The organism is uncultured Porticoccus sp. (assembly GCF_963975625.1).
In the GTDB taxonomy this organism is placed as follows: domain Bacteria; phylum Pseudomonadota; class Gammaproteobacteria; order Pseudomonadales; family Porticoccaceae; genus Porticoccus.
Genome location: NZ_CAXBHS010000014.1, coordinates 18606 through 34572, shown reverse-complemented (window position 1 = coordinate 34572; position 15967 = coordinate 18606). Strand labels below are relative to the sequence as shown.

Below are 15967 nucleotides of genomic sequence, written 5' to 3'. Positions count from 1 at the left end.
GCGACTGAGGCCCATAGCTACCGTTCACTGTTATCAAAAATTTCCGGAGTCGACTATGAGCATCAAAATTGGCATCAATGGTTTTGGCCGCATGGGCCGTCTGGTATTACGCGCCGCCTGGGACTGGCCCGAGCTCGAATTTATCCATATCAACGACCCCGCCGGGAATGCGGCAACACTGGCGCATTTGTTGACCTTTGATTCCGTTCACGGCCGCTGGTGTCACGGGGCCACCGCTGACGACAACGCCATTGTGGTGGGCGGGCAGCGCATGACCACCAGCCGCAACACCCGTATCGAAGACACCGACTGGTCGGGCTGTGACCTGGTCATCGAAGCCAGCGGCAAGATGAAAAAAGTCGTCACTCTCAATGCCTATCTGGCCCAGGGCGTCAAGCGGGTGGTGGTCACCGCTCCGGTAAAAGAGCCGGAGGCGCTGAATGTGGTGATGGGTGTGAACGATCACCTCTACGACCCGGACCGGCATCGGATCGTCACAGCGGCCTCCTGTACTACCAACTGCCTGGCACCGGTGGTCAAGGTGATCCACGAGCACCTGGGCATTCGCCACGGCAGCATGACCACTATCCACAGCATCACCAACACCCAGACCATTCTGGATGCACCCCACAAAGACCTGCGCCGGGCCCGCGCCTGTGGTGAAAGCCTGATTCCCACCACCACCGGTTCGGCCACCGCCATCACTGAAATCTTTCCCGAACTCAGGGGCCGACTAAACGGTCATGCCGTGCGTGTGCCGCTGGCCAACGCATCACTCACTGACTGTGTGTTCGAGGTGGAGACACCGACCACCGCCGAAACCGTGAACCAGTTGCTCAAGGCGGCTGCGGAGGCCGGCCCACTGAAGGACATCATGGGCTACGAGGAACGGCCACTGGTGTCGATCGACTACAAGACCGATCCGCGCTCCAGCATCATCGATGCGTTGTCCACCATGGTGATCAACAACACCCAGGTGAAAATCTACACCTGGTATGACAACGAATGGGGCTACGCCAACCGGACCGCCGAACTGGCGGTGCAAGTCGGGCGCTCGGACCAAAGCACATAGCAATCAAGGCAGTGGGAAACTGGGACATTTAGCAATCGGGGTATTTGAAAAAAGGCACATGACATGTTGAGCCAACTCTCCCCGGCCATCCGGCAGTACCTGGTAGTGACCGGCAACTACTGGGCCTTCACACTGACTGACGGCGCCCTGCGCATGCTGGTGGTACTGCACTTCCATGGGCTGGGTTACTCACCGCTGGAAATCGCGCTGCTGTTCCTGTTTTACGAGATTTTTGGCGTCATCACCAACCTGGTGGGGGGCTGGCTCGGCGCCCATCTCGGGCTCAATCGCACCATGAATTTCGGGCTGGCACTGCAGGTCGTCGCCCTGGCCATGCTGCTGGTACCGGCGGCAATGCTGACCGTACCCTGGGTGATGGCGGCCCAGGCCATGTCCGGCATCGCCAAGGACCTGAACAAGATGAGCGCCAAAAGCTCGATCAAGCTGCTGGTGCCTGCCGACGCCCAGGGTATGCTCTACAAGTGGGTGGCCATTCTCACCGGTTCAAAAAACGCACTGAAGGGCACGGGATTCTTTCTCGGCGGCTTGCTGCTGATGTGGCTGGGCTTTACCGGTGCCGTGGGGGCGATGGCTGCAGCTCTGGCGCTGGTCTGGCTGACAAGCCTGGTATTGCTGAAGAAAGATCTCGGCAGGGCAAGCAACAAACCCAGATTTCGCGATATTTTTTCCAAAAGCCGCGCCATCAACATCCTCTCCGCCGCACGCATGCTGCTGTTCGGTGCCCGGGATGTCTGGTTCGTGGTGGCCCTGCCGGTATTTCTGTCGCAAACCCTGAATTGGAGCCATACACAAACCGGTGGATTTCTTGCCCTCTGGGTGGTTGGCTACGGCGCAGTGCAGGCGATCGCCCCGCGCATTACCGGAAGGGACCGAGAGTCAGTGCCGGATGGCCGATCGGCTACCCGATGGGCAGCGGGCCTGGCTATATTGCCTGCATTGATTGCTCTGGGACTGGTGACAACGGAAATGAGCCCTGCCCTGATCCTGATTGGTGGTCTGCTGCTGTTCGGTGCCCTGTTTGCCGTCAACTCTTCGCTGCACAGCTATCTGATCGTCAGCTATGCTGGCAGTGACGGCGTGTCACTGGACGTGGGCTTTTACTACATGGCCAACGCCATGGGACGGCTGATCGGCACGGTGCTGTCGGGCTGGGTGTTTCAACTGGCCGGCCAGGGCGCGAACGGGCTGGCCGCCTGTCTGTGGATTTCCGGCGGCATGCTGATTGCCACCGTTATCATTTCGCTCGGCCTGCCCAAAAAGGCACACCCCGGGCCCCATGGAACCGAGCCACAAGGATCCAAACCTGAGGGAAAAACACCACAATGAGCCGCCTGCTTGAACTCTGCCGCAATAACCCCCGCCAGACGTATCTGCTGGCGTCCATGCTGGCAGTGTTTTTGGCGATCTATTTCATCCCGGCGGGCACCGAACGCTTTGACAATGCAGTGCTCGAAGCCATTTACCTGACCAACTGGTATGCCCGAGAACACGTCATCCTGTGTTTGCTGCCAGCGTTCCTGATTGCCGGGGCGATGGCCGCTTATATCAGTCAGGGCGCAGTGATGCGTCACCTGGGACCACAAGCCTCCAAACCGGCGGCCTTTGGTATGGCATCGGTATCGGGCACCCTGCTGGCGGTGTGCTCCTGCACTGTGCTGCCTCTATTCGGCGGCATCTACAAACGCGGCGCCGGCCTGGGTGCAGCCATCGCGTTTCTCTACTCGGGTCCGGCCATCAATATCATGGCCATTGTCGTCACGGCCAAGGTACTCGGTGCCGAGATCGGCATTGCCCGCGCCGTCGGGGCCATTATTTTTTCCATCGTAATCGGCACCATCATGCACCTGATTTACCGCAAGGAGGAAAGTCAGCGGGCTATTACAAACACTCGCGGCTTTGGTGGCGAGGATGGGGACAAACCGACCGGGGTCATCGCGACTTTCTTCATATTGATGGTCGGCATTCTGGTGTTTGCCAACTGGACCGCCGCCGACAGCGCTGTCTGGATGCAGATCTACCAGTGGAAATGGCAGATAACTGCACTCCTGTCTGTGGCGTTTGGAGCGCTGCTGGTGTGGCGCTGGCAGTGGCCAGCATCACAGCTGCTGATATTGGCAGCGGTCGTTGTGATTGCCGCACTGGCGGTACCCGCTGCGCCGGAATTGCCATTCGCGCTCGGCATTGCCGGACTGATGCTGATCTCGGCACTGCGTGACAGCGACCGCGAATGGGCTGCGCAAAGCTGGGATTTTGCCAAGCAGATACTGCCGCTGCTGCTGGCCGGGGTGTTTGTTGCTGGCTTTGCCCTCGGGCGGCCTGGCCACGAGGGAATTATTCCCTCTGCATGGGTAGCCGCAGCCGTCGGTGACAACTCCCTGACATCAACGATAATTGCCTCCGTCCTCGGCGCACTGATGTACTTTTCAACACTCACCGAAGTGCCAATTGTCGATGCTCTGATGGGTGCCGGTATGGGCAAGGGACCCGCCCTGGCGCTGCTGCTGGCCGGACCGGCCCTGTCGCTACCCAACATGCTGGTGATCCGCACAGTGCTCGGCACACAAAAAACGCTGGTGTACTGTGGCCTGGTGGTGGTCATGGCAACAACCACGGGCGTCATCTACGGCAACTTCTGGTAAGGCGCCAAAACCATTTTCGACGACATTTCTCAACCACAAGACAGGAGCAACAACCCATGAAATTTACCATTTATGGCTCAGGCTGCGCCAAGTGCAAACAGCTCGCAGCCAATGCCGAAACTGCCGCGACTTCTCTGAACCTGACCTATGAGGTGGAAAAGATCACAGATACCAACGCCATTATCGATGCCGGCATCATGCGCACCCCGGCGCTGGCTATCGATGGTGATATTGTCATCGAAGGCAAGGTATCGTCTGCCGATGAGGTCAAGGCGCTGTTGGGCTGAAGTGCCATTGACCAGTTGAGCGCCACAACATTTTCCAGCTAATTTCCCGGCTAAAGAGTACCCGCAATGACAGAAGCCCCGTCCAGCAAACCCGCGTCTCCACTCAGCCTGTTTGAGCGTTACCTGTCACTGTGGGTCCTGATCTGTATTATTGCCGGGCTAACGCTGGGAACCCTGCTGCCGGATACCTTCCAGCTGCTCGCCGGACTGGAGTACGGCTCGGTCAATTTTATTGTGGCAGTGCTGATCTGGTTCATGGTGTACCCGATGATGGTGTCGGTGGATTTCACCAGCCTCAGGCGCATCCACGAACGGCCCAAGGGCCTGGTGATCACCCTGGCGGTCAACTGGCTGATCAAACCTTTCACCATGGCCGCATTGGGCGTACTGTTTTTTGAATTTGTGTTCGCCGACCTGATCGACCCCGACAACGCCAGCCAGTACATCGCCGGCATGATTCTACTGGGCGCCGCCCCCTGCACGGCCATGGTGTTTATCTGGTCACAACTGACCCGGGGCGATGCCACTTACACCCTGGTCCAGGTGTCTCTCAACGATGTCATCATGATCTTTGCCTTCGCACCGATCGTCGCCCTGTTATTAGGTGTGACCGATATCAGCGTGCCCTGGGAAACCCTGCTGCTGTCGGTGGCGCTCTACGTGGTCATCCCGTTGATAGCTGGCACCCTGACCAGGATGTGCCTGATCCGCAAGGCCGGGCCCGGGATTCAGGGTGAAGCCCAGATATCGCGCTTTACCTCACGCATCAAGCCGCTGTCGGTGTTGGGGCTGTTGGCGACCGTGGTACTGCTGTTCGGCTTTCAGGGACAGATCATTCTCGATCAACCCCTGCTGATTGCGTTGATTGCCATACCTCTACTGATTCAGTCCTACGGTATTTTTGCCATCGCTTACGCGGCGGCCTATTTCTGGCGAGTACCGTTCAATGTGGCCGCCCCCTGCGCCCTGATCGGCACTTCCAATTTCTTCGAACTGGCGGTGGCGGTGGCCATTGGCCTGTTCGGCCTCAACTCCGGCGCGGCGCTGGTCACTGTGGTCGGCGTACTGGTAGAAGTGCCCGTAATGCTCTCGCTGGTGGCCTTCGCCAACCGGACCAGCCACTGGTTTCCCGCGAGCAGGACAAACACATGTCCAGATCCAGAGTGTCAGCCAAGGAAATACTGATGGTGACACCCGTGACCACTACTCTTTCACTCTCAGAGGAAAGCGACATAAACCGGCTACAGTACCAGAGAGATTACACCAAAGCTGGCAGCACTTGGAGGGTTTGACCGGATGATCTGCCCGGCCAACTTTCTGGGGTTGTCAGCCCATTTGATGGCCTTGCTCACATCACCAGATCAGCGGCGCGAAAAATCGCACGAGCCTTGTTCATGGTTTCCTTCCACTCCAGCTCCGGCACCGAGTCCGCTACGATGCCGGCACCGGCCTGCACGTACAGCTTGCCGTCCTTGATCACCGCCGTGCGAATGGCAATGGCGGTATCCATATTGCCGTTCCAGCCGATATAACCTACTGCTCCGCCATACACACCGCGCTTGACCGGCTCCAGTTCGTCGATAATTTCCATAGCGCGAATTTTCGGTGCACCGCTCAGGGTTCCCGCAGGTAGCGTAGCCCGAAGCACATCAATAGCCGTGGTACCCGGAATGACCTGTGCGGTGACATTGGAGATGATATGCATGACATGAGAGTAACGCTCCACCGACATTTTTTCGGTCAGTTTGACCGTACCGGTTTGCGCTACGCGACCCACATCATTGCGACCCAGATCGATCAGCATCAGGTGTTCGGCAATTTCCTTCGGGTCAGCGAGCATGTCCGCTTCCAGCGCACGGTCCTCCTCCGGGGTGTGACCGCGGCGGCGGGTGCCGGCAATCGGTCTCACAGTCACCTCACCATCCTCGAGTCGCGCCAGAATTTCCGGCGAGGAACCGGCAATCTGGAAATCATCCATATCCAGAAAATACAGATAGGGCGAAGGATTCAGGCAGCGCAATGCGCGATACAGATTCAGCGGTTCCCCATCGAAATCCATGGAAAGACGCTGGGAAGGAACCACCTGCATCACATCACCGGCCAGCACATAATCCTTGATTTTATTGACCGCCTGTTTGAAGTTCTGCTCGCCAAAACTCGAGACAAATGCCGATTCCTGCAGACCGCTGCCCTGCATATTGAGGGGAGGCAATTCCGGCAGGGGTTTTGCCAGTTTGACTTCGAGCTCATCCAGACGGGTCTGGGCGAGATTCCAGGCATTCGGCTCAGAGGCATCTTCGTGTACTACCAGAATCAACTTGCCCAGCAGATTGTCGAAAATCACCACTTCGTCGGACACCATCAACAGAATATCCGGGGTGCCCAACGCATCTTGTGGCACAGACTTCTTCAGCCTTGGCTCTATGTAACGAACGGTGTCATAGCCAAAATAACCCACCAGCCCGCCGGTAAAACGGGGCAGTTGCGGCAGTTCAGGCATCCGGTAACTGCTCTGGAATTCCTCGATTTCCCGAAGGGGATCATCCGTGATTCGCGATACCAATTGCTCACCATCGCGCTCGATGGTCAATTGGTCACCGTAAACTTTAAGAATGGTAGTGGCCGGCATGCCAATCAGCGAATAGCGCCCCCATTTCTCGCCGCCATGAACGGATTCAAACAGGTAGGAATAGGGGCCTCTGGCCAGTTTAAGGTAACAGGACAGGGGGGTTTCGAGGTCGGCCAACACCTCGCGGGTCACCGGGATGCGGTTGTAGTTCTGCTCGGCCAGCGCGGCAAATTCTTTCGGGGTCATGGTCATTCCCTTGCGTCATTGGACGCAGATAGATCGGACAATAGGGCAACTTGGATGCCGCCTTTCAGGCAGCGGGGTTCAGCAACTGCGCCATCGCCAGCTGAGGTGAGCAGAAGAACTACAAGATTGGCCGCTACCGGATACCATGGATCCCTCCAATAATCAGTGGGCGCATTCTAAAGGATTCCCCGAAACCTGCAAAGTCGCCTCGGCGTTTCAGCGTAAGGCGGATCGCATGGCGGCAATGGCCGCAGCGTAATCCCCTGCACCGTAGATAGCGGAACCCGCTACGAAGGTATCGGCACCGGCATCGGCAACCGCCCGGATATTGTCGACCGTCACACCGCCATCGACTTCCAGCCGGATATCGCGACCACTGGCATCAATCATCGCCCGTGCTTCGCGGAGCTTATCGAGCGTGGCAGGGATAAATTTCTGGCCACCAAACCCCGGGTTAACTGACATCAGCAGCAGGACATCCACCTTATCCAACACATATTTTACCTGTTCCAGACTGGAGGCAGGGTTCAACACCAATCCCCCTTTGCAGCCAGCATCGCGAATCAGTTGCAGAGATCGGTCCACATGCTTTGATGCCTCTGGATGAAAGGTGATCCAGCTGGCACCGGCTTCGGCGAAGTCGCCAATCAGCTGATCCACCGGTTCCACCATCAGATGCACATCGATCGGTGCACTGATGCCGTAGTGGCGCAACGCCTTACACACCATGGGACCAATGGTCAGATTCGGCACATAGTGGTTGTCCATCACGTCAAAGTGGACAACATCGGCACCCGCTTCGAGAACCGCGTCTACCTCCTCCCCTAGCCGGGCAAAATCTGCCGAAAGAATGGAGGGCGCTATCAGATAATCTGTCATGGTCAGGCCTGTGTACTAATCAATGGCGAGTTACTATTCAATGACGGCTTACTATGCCGCAGAACAGCAGGCGTCGCAATCTGATACACGGCGACCCGAGAAGATTCTGCCGTGGCAAGTAGTGGGCTATTTTTTCTCCGGCGGCTCGGGCACTTCACAGCCCTTGACGCAGCAGCGGCCGGGCTGCCTTGAGGGGCGTTGACCCTCATCAAGCACACCGCGATCCAGCAGCCGCTCCACCAGATTCTGCTTTTCATAGACGGGGTAATTGCGCCAGATCTCACGCTTCATGGCCTCCGGTGAGCCACCACCGTGCAGGGAAATCACCGAATACCAGCCGCCCTGATGAGAAGCGGTCAGGTCCTCGACAAACCGGGCCACCTCGAGACGCTGGGCGGCGGGAATGTCGGGTCGACCACCCAGAACAGCGGCCAGTGATGCGGCGGTTTCGGGATTGTGATCTTCATCGGGGCCGGGCAGGGAGACGATCAACCCACCGGAAACATAGTGCGCCAGTTTGTGCATGTCATAAATCTTGGTGGCCAGCAAAAGCTTGCCGATATTGGAAAAGACCGGATCGGGCATCGCCACGCCGGCGGGATCACTCACGCAGTAAACCGACGCGGCCACACCACAGGCAAAAAAACTTTCGGTGATGGTAATCAGCTCCACCATGGCATCGCGAATATGGCCGTGGCGATCTGGATCCAGACCATTGGCCTCGGTGATCAGCGCACCGGCACCGATCAATAAATCGCCAAACCCGGCCCGGGCACCGATACAGGAGTGGCGGTGATGGGTGGCATAACTGGTGGTCAAAAAACCACCCTCCTCGTATTCACCCGCCAGAAACACGCGCGCGTGGGGCACAAAGACCCTGTCGAAAATGACCACGCCGGTCGACTGGCCATATTTCGCGGAGAATTTTGCCGCGCTCTCACCGGGTCGACCTGCGGGCCGGGCCACGATGGTAATCCCCGGTGCGTCAACCGGCACGGCACAGGCCACGGCGAAATCGGCATCTTCTTCCGTGTGAGTGCGGCAGGGCATCACCAGAAACTCATGCATATAGGGGGCGCCGGTGACAATCGCCTTGGTGCCGCTGATCACAATCCCGTCCACCCGACGCTCCACGATATGCACATAGGTATCCGGATTTTCCTGCTGCCCCGGTCGCCGGGAGCGGTCGCCCTTGGCATCGGTCATCGCTACGCCCAGGGTGAGGTCGCGCTCCTGAACATCGTGCAGATAGTCGAGAAAACGCGGATGGTAATCGGTACCGTGATTGGCGTCTGTCAATTGGGTTGACTGAAACAGCGCATTCAGACCGTCCTGAGACAGGTAACGCTGAGCGCAACCGGATTCGGCGCAGACCAATCTGACGGCTTCCAGCTTTTGCAGCAGGTCATTGGCACTTTCATTGATATGCAACATCCGGTTGACCTGTTTCCCGGAAGTACTCTGGGTTGCCGTCATCAGCGCCGCATGGCGAAGATTGCAGGCATAGTCATAGGTCACTCCCACTGCTGCAATGCCGGGAGCCAGGAGCGGCTCATCCACCACACTGTCTACCTGACTGCCATTGATAAATACCCTGGGTTGATAGCGCCGCAGGGATTCACGATACTCAGCTGCCGTCATCAGCATGGAAAATCTCCCAAATGTTGGTTTGCGGACGCAATCTAACACTGTTAGAATTTTTCTGTCAAACCAAGCCGAGCCTGCCTGTCATGCCAACCTCGCCGACCAAGCAACCCGTCACCGAGTCTCAACAAATCGTCAAGGGCAAGCGCCCCTCGGCCAGCAGTGCGCTGAAACGTGACATCATTCTGCGGGCGGCTCGCCGGGTCTTCGAAGCGGAGGGCCTCGAAGGGGCGAGCTTACGCGCTATCGCCAAAGAGGCCGGATACACCCCCGCCGCGCTGTATTTTCACTTCGATTCCAAAGAGGCTGTCTATGCGGAATTGCTGACCCACTCCTTGACGACGTTGAATACCGACATTGCAGCCGCCATTCAACAGGCCGACACGCCCGTGCAACGACTCAAGGCCTCCGCCATGGCGTTTTTTAATTACTATCGAACTAATCCCGGCGATCTGGATCTGGGTTTTTACCTGTTCCGTGGTGGCATGAAGCCCAAGGGGCTCGGCCGGGCGAGGGATGCCGAGCTCAATCAACAGCTGCAATCCAGTCTGCAACCCATCACGGATGCCGCCCTGGCCATGGGCGCCAGCGCAACCCATGCCAACGAAATAACGGCCAGTGTCTTCGCCTACGCCACGGGCCTGCTATTGCTGGCACATACCGGTCGCATCAGAATTTTCAATGCCAGCGCCGAGCAGATGATGGCCAGTTTTTCCGACACACTGACCACCCGGATCGACGGAGAAATACCATGCTGACAATTGATCCGACGCAATCCCTGCTGCTGGTCATTGATATGCAGACCCGACTGTTACCAGCCATCCATCAGGGCGACCAGGTCATCCGCAACCTCGAACAGCTCATTCAATCGGCCAGAACTCTCGGTATACCCGTCGTTTACACCGAACAGAATCCCGGGGGGCTTGGTGCCACAATACCGGCATTGGCGGCCCGCAAGGGGGAAGCGGTTCTGGAAAAGATGACCTTTGATGCGGTTAAAACCGGGCAACTGCTGGCACTGGCCGGTGACCGCCGACAATGGGTAATTGGTGGCTGCGAAAGCCATGTCTGTGTTCTGCAAACCGTACTCGGACTCAGGATGGCGGGCAAGAAGGTCTATCTGGTGAGCGATGCTACCGGTTCCCGAAAACCCCATGATCGCGAAACGGCCATTGCCAGAATGGCCCGCCACAGCTCGGAAATCGTCACCACCGAAATGGTGATTTTCGAATGGTTGGAAAGCGCCGAGCACCCCCGGTTTCGCGATCTGCTGCAACCGCTGAAATAATCAGAGGAAACCGACCAGGGACCTGCAATCCCGATCCGGAGCCTTTTTGGTATGGCGGGTGAAATTCACCCGTAAATATGAGACAGTTCAATCTCCTTAATACCAGTCTGAACACCCCATGAACACGCACAGTTTTCGTCTGATCGTATCCTGTCCGGACCGCGTTGGTCTGGTGGCCGCCGTGAGCTCATTCCTCGCCAGCGAGGGTGGTCTGCTGACCGAAGCAAACTACTATCGGGACCCCGACAGCAACTGGTTCTTTATGCGCCAGGTGATCGCCGCCGATTCGCTGCCCTATGGTGCGGAGGAACTCACTGCGCGCTTCGCGCCGCTGGCAGAACAATACGACATGCAATGGCGGCTGACGGATACCAGCAAGCCGAAACGGGTAGTGTTAATGGCCAGCACCCAGGCCCACTGTCTGTCTGACCTTTTATACCGCTGGCGCAGCGGTGAAATGCAGTTTGATATCCCCTGTGTGATCTCGAACCATGATGAACTGCGCAGTTATGTGAACTGGCATAATATTCCCTATCACCATATACCGGTGGATCAGAGTGACAAGACGGCGCACTTTGCAGACGTGGCAACGCAAATTGCCCAGAGCAGGGCGGATGTGATCGTGCTGGCGCGCTACATGCAAATCCTGCCGCCGGCACTGTGCGCCACCTACCCGGGACAGATCATCAATATCCACCACAGTTTTTTGCCGGCCTTTGTCGGAGCAAAACCCTACCACCAGGCGGCGGAAAGAGGTGTGAAGCTGATCGGCGCCACCTGTCACTATGTGACCAGCGACCTGGATGCCGGCCCGATTATCGAGCAGGATGTGGTCCGCATCAGCCATCACGACAGCGTTCCGGACCTGGTGCGCAAGGGCAAGGATGTGGAAAAAAATGTGCTGGCCAAAGGCCTGCGCTATCACCTTGAGGATCGCGTGCTATTGCACGGCAACAAAACTATCGTTTTTGAATAGCACCGCCTGCATCATCGGCGGCCATTTTTGCCCGACATCCAGAATTTCTGCATTTCGATATACATGAAAGAGGCCGTCCAGCCGATCAGGATAAGACCGATCAGGGCTTCCAGTACGGAAAGAAAACGGATATGGCCAAATGGCTCGATGTCGCCATAGCCGAGCGACGTGTAGTTACTGAAGGAGAAATAAATACAGTCCAGCAGGGAGCCGTCAAAGTTGCCGCCCAAAGCACTGCCCCCCACTTGCAGCAGCAGATAGTAGGCCCAGGCAAAAACCCATATTTCCGCCACATGGGCAATGAAGGCCGCAAAGACTGCCACCAGAACCCGCAACCGTGGCCGGATATTCAGCATTGGCAAAACCGTCGCCAGCCGCGATAACACCTCATAGTGAATGAGCACAGCCAGGGCAACCACCACCGAATTGAAGCCAAAAACGCCAGCAAGCTCTGTCAACTCTAACTCCCCACGATGACAAACCGATATGCCCGGTAGTTGAACAGCACCATGGCCATCATCAATACCACGGTAATAAACCACTCGTTGCCACGCAGGCCGATATGGGACCAGACATAGTGGCGCAGAAACTCCCACTGGGTTACCAGTCGTTCACCGCGCCGCTCGCGCAGCCAGACCTCGAGCCTGGTGAGCGGGCAACGCCAACCCACCAGCATAATCGCAATGCCGTACAGTGCCCCGGCCAAGTGCCACCAGAGCAGGATGGGCCACTGAAAAGCCAGCAAACCACCGGCGATCACAAACAGTACGAAACCGAAATGCACCAGTGCCACCATTAAAATCAGAAAAAAGTAGGCCATAGCGCTAATGTAACGCCAACAACCGGGTATTGCATCTCCCCGAGAGGGCCGCATGCCATTACAGTTATTGCATTCACCAACCGTTGTCGTAACACTTGTCGGAGTTATTGTTCAGGCACACTTATGAAATATACCGACCTGCGAGAATTCATTCAGTTTCTGGAACAACGCGGTGAGCTTAAACGCATCTCCGTGGAAATCGATCCCTATCTGGAAATGACCGAAATCTGTGATCGAACCCTGCGGGCTGGCGGCCCTGCACTGCTGTTCGAAAACCCCAGGGGCTTTGACATCCCGGTGCTGGGCAACCTGTTTGGCACACCGGAACGGGTCGCCATGGGGATGGGCCAGGAGAGTGTCGCCGCCCTGCGCGAAGTGGGTGAACTGCTGGCTTTTCTGCGAGAGCCGGAACCACCAAAAGGCGTTCGGGATCTCTGGGAGAAGCGCCATAAATTCAAACCCATCCTCAACATGCCCGCCAAAGTGGTGAAAAATGCTCCCTGTCAGGAAGTAATTATCGAGGGCGGCGACGTGGATCTGGGCAAACTGCCCATCCAGACCTGCTGGCCCGAGGATGCAGGCCCACTGATTACCTGGCCTCTGGTGATTACCCGGGGACCGGAAAAAGAGCGCCAGAATCTCGGCATCTACCGACAGCAGGTGATTGGCAAAAACAAGCTGATCATGCGCTGGCTGTCACACCGCGGTGGCGCACTGGACTTCCGCGACTGGCAACTGGCGCATCCGGGGAAACCCTTCCCGGTAGCTGTCGCGCTGGGTGCGGATCCGGCCACCATTCTCGGCGCAGTCACCCCGGTGCCGGACACACTCTCTGAATACGCGTTTGCCGGACTACTGCGCGGCGAGAAAACCCGCGTGGTCAAATGTCTGGGCAGCAATCTTCAGGTCCCCGCCAGTGCGGAATTCATTCTGGAGGGTTACCTCTATCCCGATGAAATGGCCGATGAGGGACCCTTTGGCGACCACACCGGTTATTACAATGAAGTGGACCGGTTTCCGGTATTCACGGTGGAGCGCATCACCCATCGTCGCAACCCCATCTATCACAGCACCTATACCGGCAGACCACCGGATGAGCCGGCCATTCTCGGCGTGGCACTGAACGAGGTGTTCGTGCCCATTCTGAAAAAACAGTTTCCGGAAATTGTCGACTTTTATCTGCCACCGGAGGGCTGTTCCTACCGGATGGCCGTGGTCACCATGAAGAAACAGTACCCGGGCCATGCCAAACGGGTGATGATGGGGGTCTGGTCATTTTTGCGGCAGTTCATGTACACCAAGTTCGTGGTGGTTACCGATGATGATGTCAATGCAAGGGACTGGCAGGATGTGATCTGGGCCATGACGACCCGGATGGACCCGCGACGGGATACGGTGATTATCGACAATACGCCTATCGACTACCTGGATTTTGCATCGCCGGTCTCAGGCCTCGGCTCAAAAATCGGTTTCGATGCCACCAACAAATTTCCCGGCGAGACCCATCGCGAATGGGGTCGCCCCATTACGATGGATGCCGGCGTAACGAAAAAAATCGACGAGATCTGGGACTCTTTGGGAATTGAGGGGAATTAATCCTCTCCTGAGTGTCGGAACAGATGGCCGCAACGCACCTCTTCCGACACTCACTCATCTTTTCTCACTTACTTGTGGGCAATGGGTTTCTCAGTAAACAGGTAATCTTTCAGCTCATGATCAAAGGTCGGATCCTGACGGCGAATCCATTCCAGCACCATCGCGGCGTGCTCTTTCTCCTCATCGCGATTGTGGGCCAGAATGGCCTGCAGCTCGGGATCCTTACAGGCATCCACTCGCTGGTTATACCAGTCAACAGCCTCCAGCTCCTCCATCAATGAGGTGATGGCACGGTGCATATCCCTTGTTTTGTCGGTCAATTCGTTAATGGGTTCGTGGTAACCTTCATTGGCCATGTTGGCATCTCCTGTGTATGTCTGATTAAACGCTTTCAGTAATTAATCCGTGTGGCCGACAATCAATCTAGCGACTGCCAGCGGCTAAATCAAATAGTAGGGCCGATTTTCGGCAAGCACAGCCCTGCCCCCATAATACCCCCGATCAGCTCAAGCGTTGTCTGAAATCCTCATAACCAAATTGACGAATCACCCGCAACTGGTCGGTTTCCGGGTTCCACAGGGCAATCGAGGGCAAATTGATGCCATTGAAGGTCGTCGTTTTGACCATGGTGTAATGACTCATATCATCAAAGACCAGTCGCTGCCCCACTTCTAGAGGTGACGCAAAGCTGTAATCGCCAATCACATCCCCCGCCAGACAGGTCATGCCACCAAGCCGATAATTGTGGGCCAATTCACCGGGCAACCCGGCACCGATGACGGTCGGACGGTAGGGCATCTCCAGAATATCCGGCATGTGGCAGGTGGCAGAGGTATCGAGGATTGCCTGGGCCATGTCGTTCCAGGCCAGATCCAGCACCTCGGTGACCAGTACCCCGGTGTGAATAGCGACCGCCTCGCCGGGCTCGAGAAATACCTGCACCTGGTAGCGAGTGCTGAAATCCCTGATCAGCTCAATCAACTCATCCACCTGATAACCCGGCTCGGTAATGTGATGGCCACCACCAAAGTTAACCCACTCCATCTGCGGTAGCAGGTGTCCGAATTTCTCCTCCACCGCCATCAGAGTCCGCTTCAGGGGTTCCACATCCTGCTCACAGAGGGTATGAAAATGCAGTCCGGTAATGCCCTCCAGGGATTGCCCGGCAAACTGTGACAGGGGAATACCCAGTCGGGAACAGGGGGCACAGGGATCATAGATGGGCACATCGCCCTCGGAGTGCTGGGGGTTGATGCGCAGACCAAAGCGCAAATGGGGACGGGCTATTCTGGCTTCCTGTAACAGCGGTTGAAAACGCTGCCATTGGCCGAACGAATTGAACACCACATGGTCGGCCAGCTTAAGAATTTCCCGCAGATCCTGTTCCGTATAGGCCGCAGAAAACACGTGCACCTCGCCGCCGTACTCCTCGCGACCGAGTCTCGCTTCGTGCAAGCCACTGGCGCAGGTGCCGGACAGGTATTTGGCCACCAGCGGCGCCAATCGCCAAAGTGAAAAGGCTTTCAACGCCGCCAGCACCCTGGCACCACTTTCTTCCTGAACCCGATGCAGAATTTTGAGATTTCGCTCCACTGCCAGCTCATCCACGACAAAACAGGGGGAGGGCACCCGACTTGGGTCAAATGTTTCCAGCGCGTTTTCTGCAATTGTGTTATTACCTGTCAAAAATCAAACTCCTGTGTTCAGCACAAATCGTCATCCGGCTTTAACCTCCGGACACCATCACCCTGGGACCACACCGTGGCGCACCATTATACGTCTTTCAAAACCGGTAAAACTGCCGACGACAAACACAACAACTGCCATCGTCCTGCCAATCAACGATCAACTTACCGTCGATGCTACAACCATGTCCGCAGAGCCATAAATGGATTCCATATAACCACACAGGTACTGCTAAACTGTGTCC

Annotated in this window: 16 protein-coding genes; 9 read left to right on the top strand and 7 right to left on the bottom strand. The window is 56.8% G+C overall.

What is annotated here, in order from left to right; all coding sequences use genetic code 11:
• Positions 1-55: 55 nt before the first annotated feature.
• The 5 genes from AACZ64_RS12180 to arsB all read left to right on the top strand — a co-directional run bounded on the left by AACZ64_RS12180 (position 56) and on the right by arsB (position 5204).
• The gene (locus AACZ64_RS12180) at positions 56-1072 is read left to right on the top strand and encodes an ArsJ-associated glyceraldehyde-3-phosphate dehydrogenase (RefSeq protein WP_293615385.1); all 1017 of its coding nucleotides are present in this window, start codon (positions 56-58) and stop codon (positions 1070-1072) included.
• 63 nt (positions 1073-1135) lie between these two features.
• Positions 1136-2419 (top strand): organoarsenical effux MFS transporter ArsJ, encoded by a 1284-nt coding sequence (gene arsJ, locus AACZ64_RS12175; protein WP_339640209.1) that lies wholly within the window; start codon positions 1136-1138, stop codon positions 2417-2419.
• Entirely contained in the window at positions 2416-3732 is a 1317-nt protein-coding gene (locus AACZ64_RS12170; protein ID WP_293615383.1) for a permease, read from the top strand. The genes arsJ and AACZ64_RS12170 overlap by 4 nt, the downstream gene beginning before the upstream one ends.
• Before the next feature lie 56 nt (positions 3733-3788).
• Complete coding sequence (locus AACZ64_RS12165; RefSeq protein ID WP_293615382.1) at positions 3789-4019, top strand: thioredoxin family protein; 231 nt, start codon at positions 3789-3791, stop codon at positions 4017-4019.
• 66 nt (positions 4020-4085) lie between these two features.
• Complete coding sequence (arsB, locus tag AACZ64_RS12160; RefSeq protein WP_293615381.1) at positions 4086-5204, top strand: ACR3 family arsenite efflux transporter; 1119 nt, start codon at positions 4086-4088, stop codon at positions 5202-5204.
• Positions 5205-5367: 163 nt separating this feature from the next.
• Here arsB and trpE read toward each other — a convergent pair whose 3' ends face one another.
• From trpE to AACZ64_RS12145, 3 genes are all read right to left on the bottom strand, one after another.
• Positions 5368-6834, bottom strand: coding sequence for an anthranilate synthase component I (gene trpE / locus AACZ64_RS12155; protein WP_293615380.1), 1467 nt, complete (start codon positions 6832-6834; stop codon positions 5368-5370).
• Positions 6835-7050: 216 nt separating this feature from the next.
• On the bottom strand, positions 7051-7713 hold the full coding sequence (rpe, locus tag AACZ64_RS12150; RefSeq protein WP_293615379.1) for a ribulose-phosphate 3-epimerase: 663 nt from the start codon (positions 7711-7713) through the stop codon (positions 7051-7053).
• 126 nt (positions 7714-7839) lie between these two features.
• A complete protein-coding gene (locus AACZ64_RS12145; protein ID WP_293615378.1) occupies positions 7840-9360 on the bottom strand; it encodes a 4-hydroxyphenylacetate 3-hydroxylase N-terminal domain-containing protein in 1521 nt (506 codons plus the stop codon).
• 83 nt (positions 9361-9443) lie between these two features.
• On the opposite strand from AACZ64_RS12145, the gene AACZ64_RS12140 reads away from it, so the two are divergent.
• The 3 genes from AACZ64_RS12140 to purU all read left to right on the top strand — a co-directional run bounded on the left by AACZ64_RS12140 (position 9444) and on the right by purU (position 11621).
• Entirely contained in the window at positions 9444-10115 is a 672-nt protein-coding gene (locus AACZ64_RS12140; protein ID WP_293615377.1) for a TetR/AcrR family transcriptional regulator, read from the top strand.
• Positions 10109-10645, top strand: coding sequence for an isochorismatase family protein (locus AACZ64_RS12135; RefSeq protein ID WP_293615376.1), 537 nt, complete (start codon positions 10109-10111; stop codon positions 10643-10645). Before AACZ64_RS12140 ends, AACZ64_RS12135 begins: the two co-directional genes overlap by 7 nt.
• Before the next feature lie 118 nt (positions 10646-10763).
• Positions 10764-11621, top strand: coding sequence for a formyltetrahydrofolate deformylase (purU, locus tag AACZ64_RS12130; RefSeq protein ID WP_293615375.1), 858 nt, complete (start codon positions 10764-10766; stop codon positions 11619-11621).
• An 11-nt stretch (positions 11622-11632) separates the two neighbouring features.
• On the opposite strand, the gene AACZ64_RS12125 is transcribed toward purU, so the two are convergent.
• Both AACZ64_RS12125 and AACZ64_RS12120 read right to left on the bottom strand, forming a co-directional pair.
• Positions 11633-12079, bottom strand: a complete 447-nt coding sequence (locus AACZ64_RS12125) for a potassium channel family protein (RefSeq protein ID WP_293615374.1) — start codon at positions 12077-12079, stop codon at positions 11633-11635.
• Between the two features lie 2 nt (positions 12080-12081).
• Positions 12082-12441 carry a DUF2784 domain-containing protein gene (locus AACZ64_RS12120; RefSeq protein ID WP_293615373.1) on the bottom strand — a complete coding sequence of 120 codons (360 nt, stop codon included), beginning with the start codon at positions 12439-12441 and terminating at the stop codon, positions 12082-12084.
• A 123-nt stretch (positions 12442-12564) separates the two neighbouring features.
• On the opposite strand from AACZ64_RS12120, the gene ubiD reads away from it, so the two are divergent.
• A complete protein-coding gene (ubiD, locus tag AACZ64_RS12115; protein ID WP_293615372.1) occupies positions 12565-14037 on the top strand; it encodes a 4-hydroxy-3-polyprenylbenzoate decarboxylase in 1473 nt (490 codons plus the stop codon).
• A 68-nt stretch (positions 14038-14105) separates the two neighbouring features.
• Here the strand turns inward: ubiD and AACZ64_RS12110 are convergent, their stop codons facing one another.
• Together AACZ64_RS12110 and nspC are read right to left on the bottom strand one after the other, a co-directional pair.
• The gene (locus tag AACZ64_RS12110) at positions 14106-14393 is read right to left on the bottom strand and encodes a ferritin-like domain-containing protein (RefSeq protein ID WP_036858975.1); all 288 of its coding nucleotides are present in this window, start codon (positions 14391-14393) and stop codon (positions 14106-14108) included.
• A gap of 145 nt (positions 14394-14538) precedes the next feature.
• Positions 14539-15723: a carboxynorspermidine decarboxylase gene (gene nspC, locus AACZ64_RS12105; protein WP_293615371.1), complete on the bottom strand. Its 1185-nt coding sequence runs from the start codon at positions 15721-15723 to the stop codon at positions 14539-14541.
• Between the last annotated feature and the right edge of the window lie 244 nt (positions 15724-15967).

Bases quoted from the DNA above. Each gene is read 5' to 3' on its own strand.
- AACZ64_RS12180 (WP_293615385.1), top strand. From the start codon at position 56: ATGAGCATCAAAATTGGCATCAATGGTTTTGGCCGCATGGGCCGTCTG.
- AACZ64_RS12170 (WP_293615383.1), top strand. From the start codon at position 2,416: ATGAGCCGCCTGCTTGAACTCTGCCGCAATAACCCCCGCCAGACGTAT.
- AACZ64_RS12135 (WP_293615376.1), top strand. From the start codon at position 10,109: ATGCTGACAATTGATCCGACGCAATCCCTGCTGCTGGTCATTGATATG.
- arsB (WP_293615381.1), top strand. From the start codon at position 4,086: ATGACAGAAGCCCCGTCCAGCAAACCCGCGTCTCCACTCAGCCTGTTT.
- arsJ (WP_339640209.1), top strand. From the start codon at position 1,136: ATGTTGAGCCAACTCTCCCCGGCCATCCGGCAGTACCTGGTAGTGACC.
- AACZ64_RS12140 (WP_293615377.1), top strand. From the start codon at position 9,444: ATGCCAACCTCGCCGACCAAGCAACCCGTCACCGAGTCTCAACAAATC.
- AACZ64_RS12110 (WP_036858975.1), bottom strand. From the start codon at position 14,393: ATGGCCAATGAAGGTTACCACGAACCCATTAACGAATTGACCGACAAA.
- AACZ64_RS12165 (WP_293615382.1), top strand. From the start codon at position 3,789: ATGAAATTTACCATTTATGGCTCAGGCTGCGCCAAGTGCAAACAGCTC.
- purU (WP_293615375.1), top strand. From the start codon at position 10,764: ATGAACACGCACAGTTTTCGTCTGATCGTATCCTGTCCGGACCGCGTT.
- AACZ64_RS12120 (WP_293615373.1), bottom strand. From the start codon at position 12,441: ATGGCCTACTTTTTTCTGATTTTAATGGTGGCACTGGTGCATTTCGGT.
- AACZ64_RS12145 (WP_293615378.1), bottom strand. From the start codon at position 9,360: ATGCTGATGACGGCAGCTGAGTATCGTGAATCCCTGCGGCGCTATCAA.
- rpe (WP_293615379.1), bottom strand. From the start codon at position 7,713: ATGACAGATTATCTGATAGCGCCCTCCATTCTTTCGGCAGATTTTGCC.
- ubiD (WP_293615372.1), top strand. From the start codon at position 12,565: ATGAAATATACCGACCTGCGAGAATTCATTCAGTTTCTGGAACAACGC.
- trpE (WP_293615380.1), bottom strand. From the start codon at position 6,834: ATGACCCCGAAAGAATTTGCCGCGCTGGCCGAGCAGAACTACAACCGC.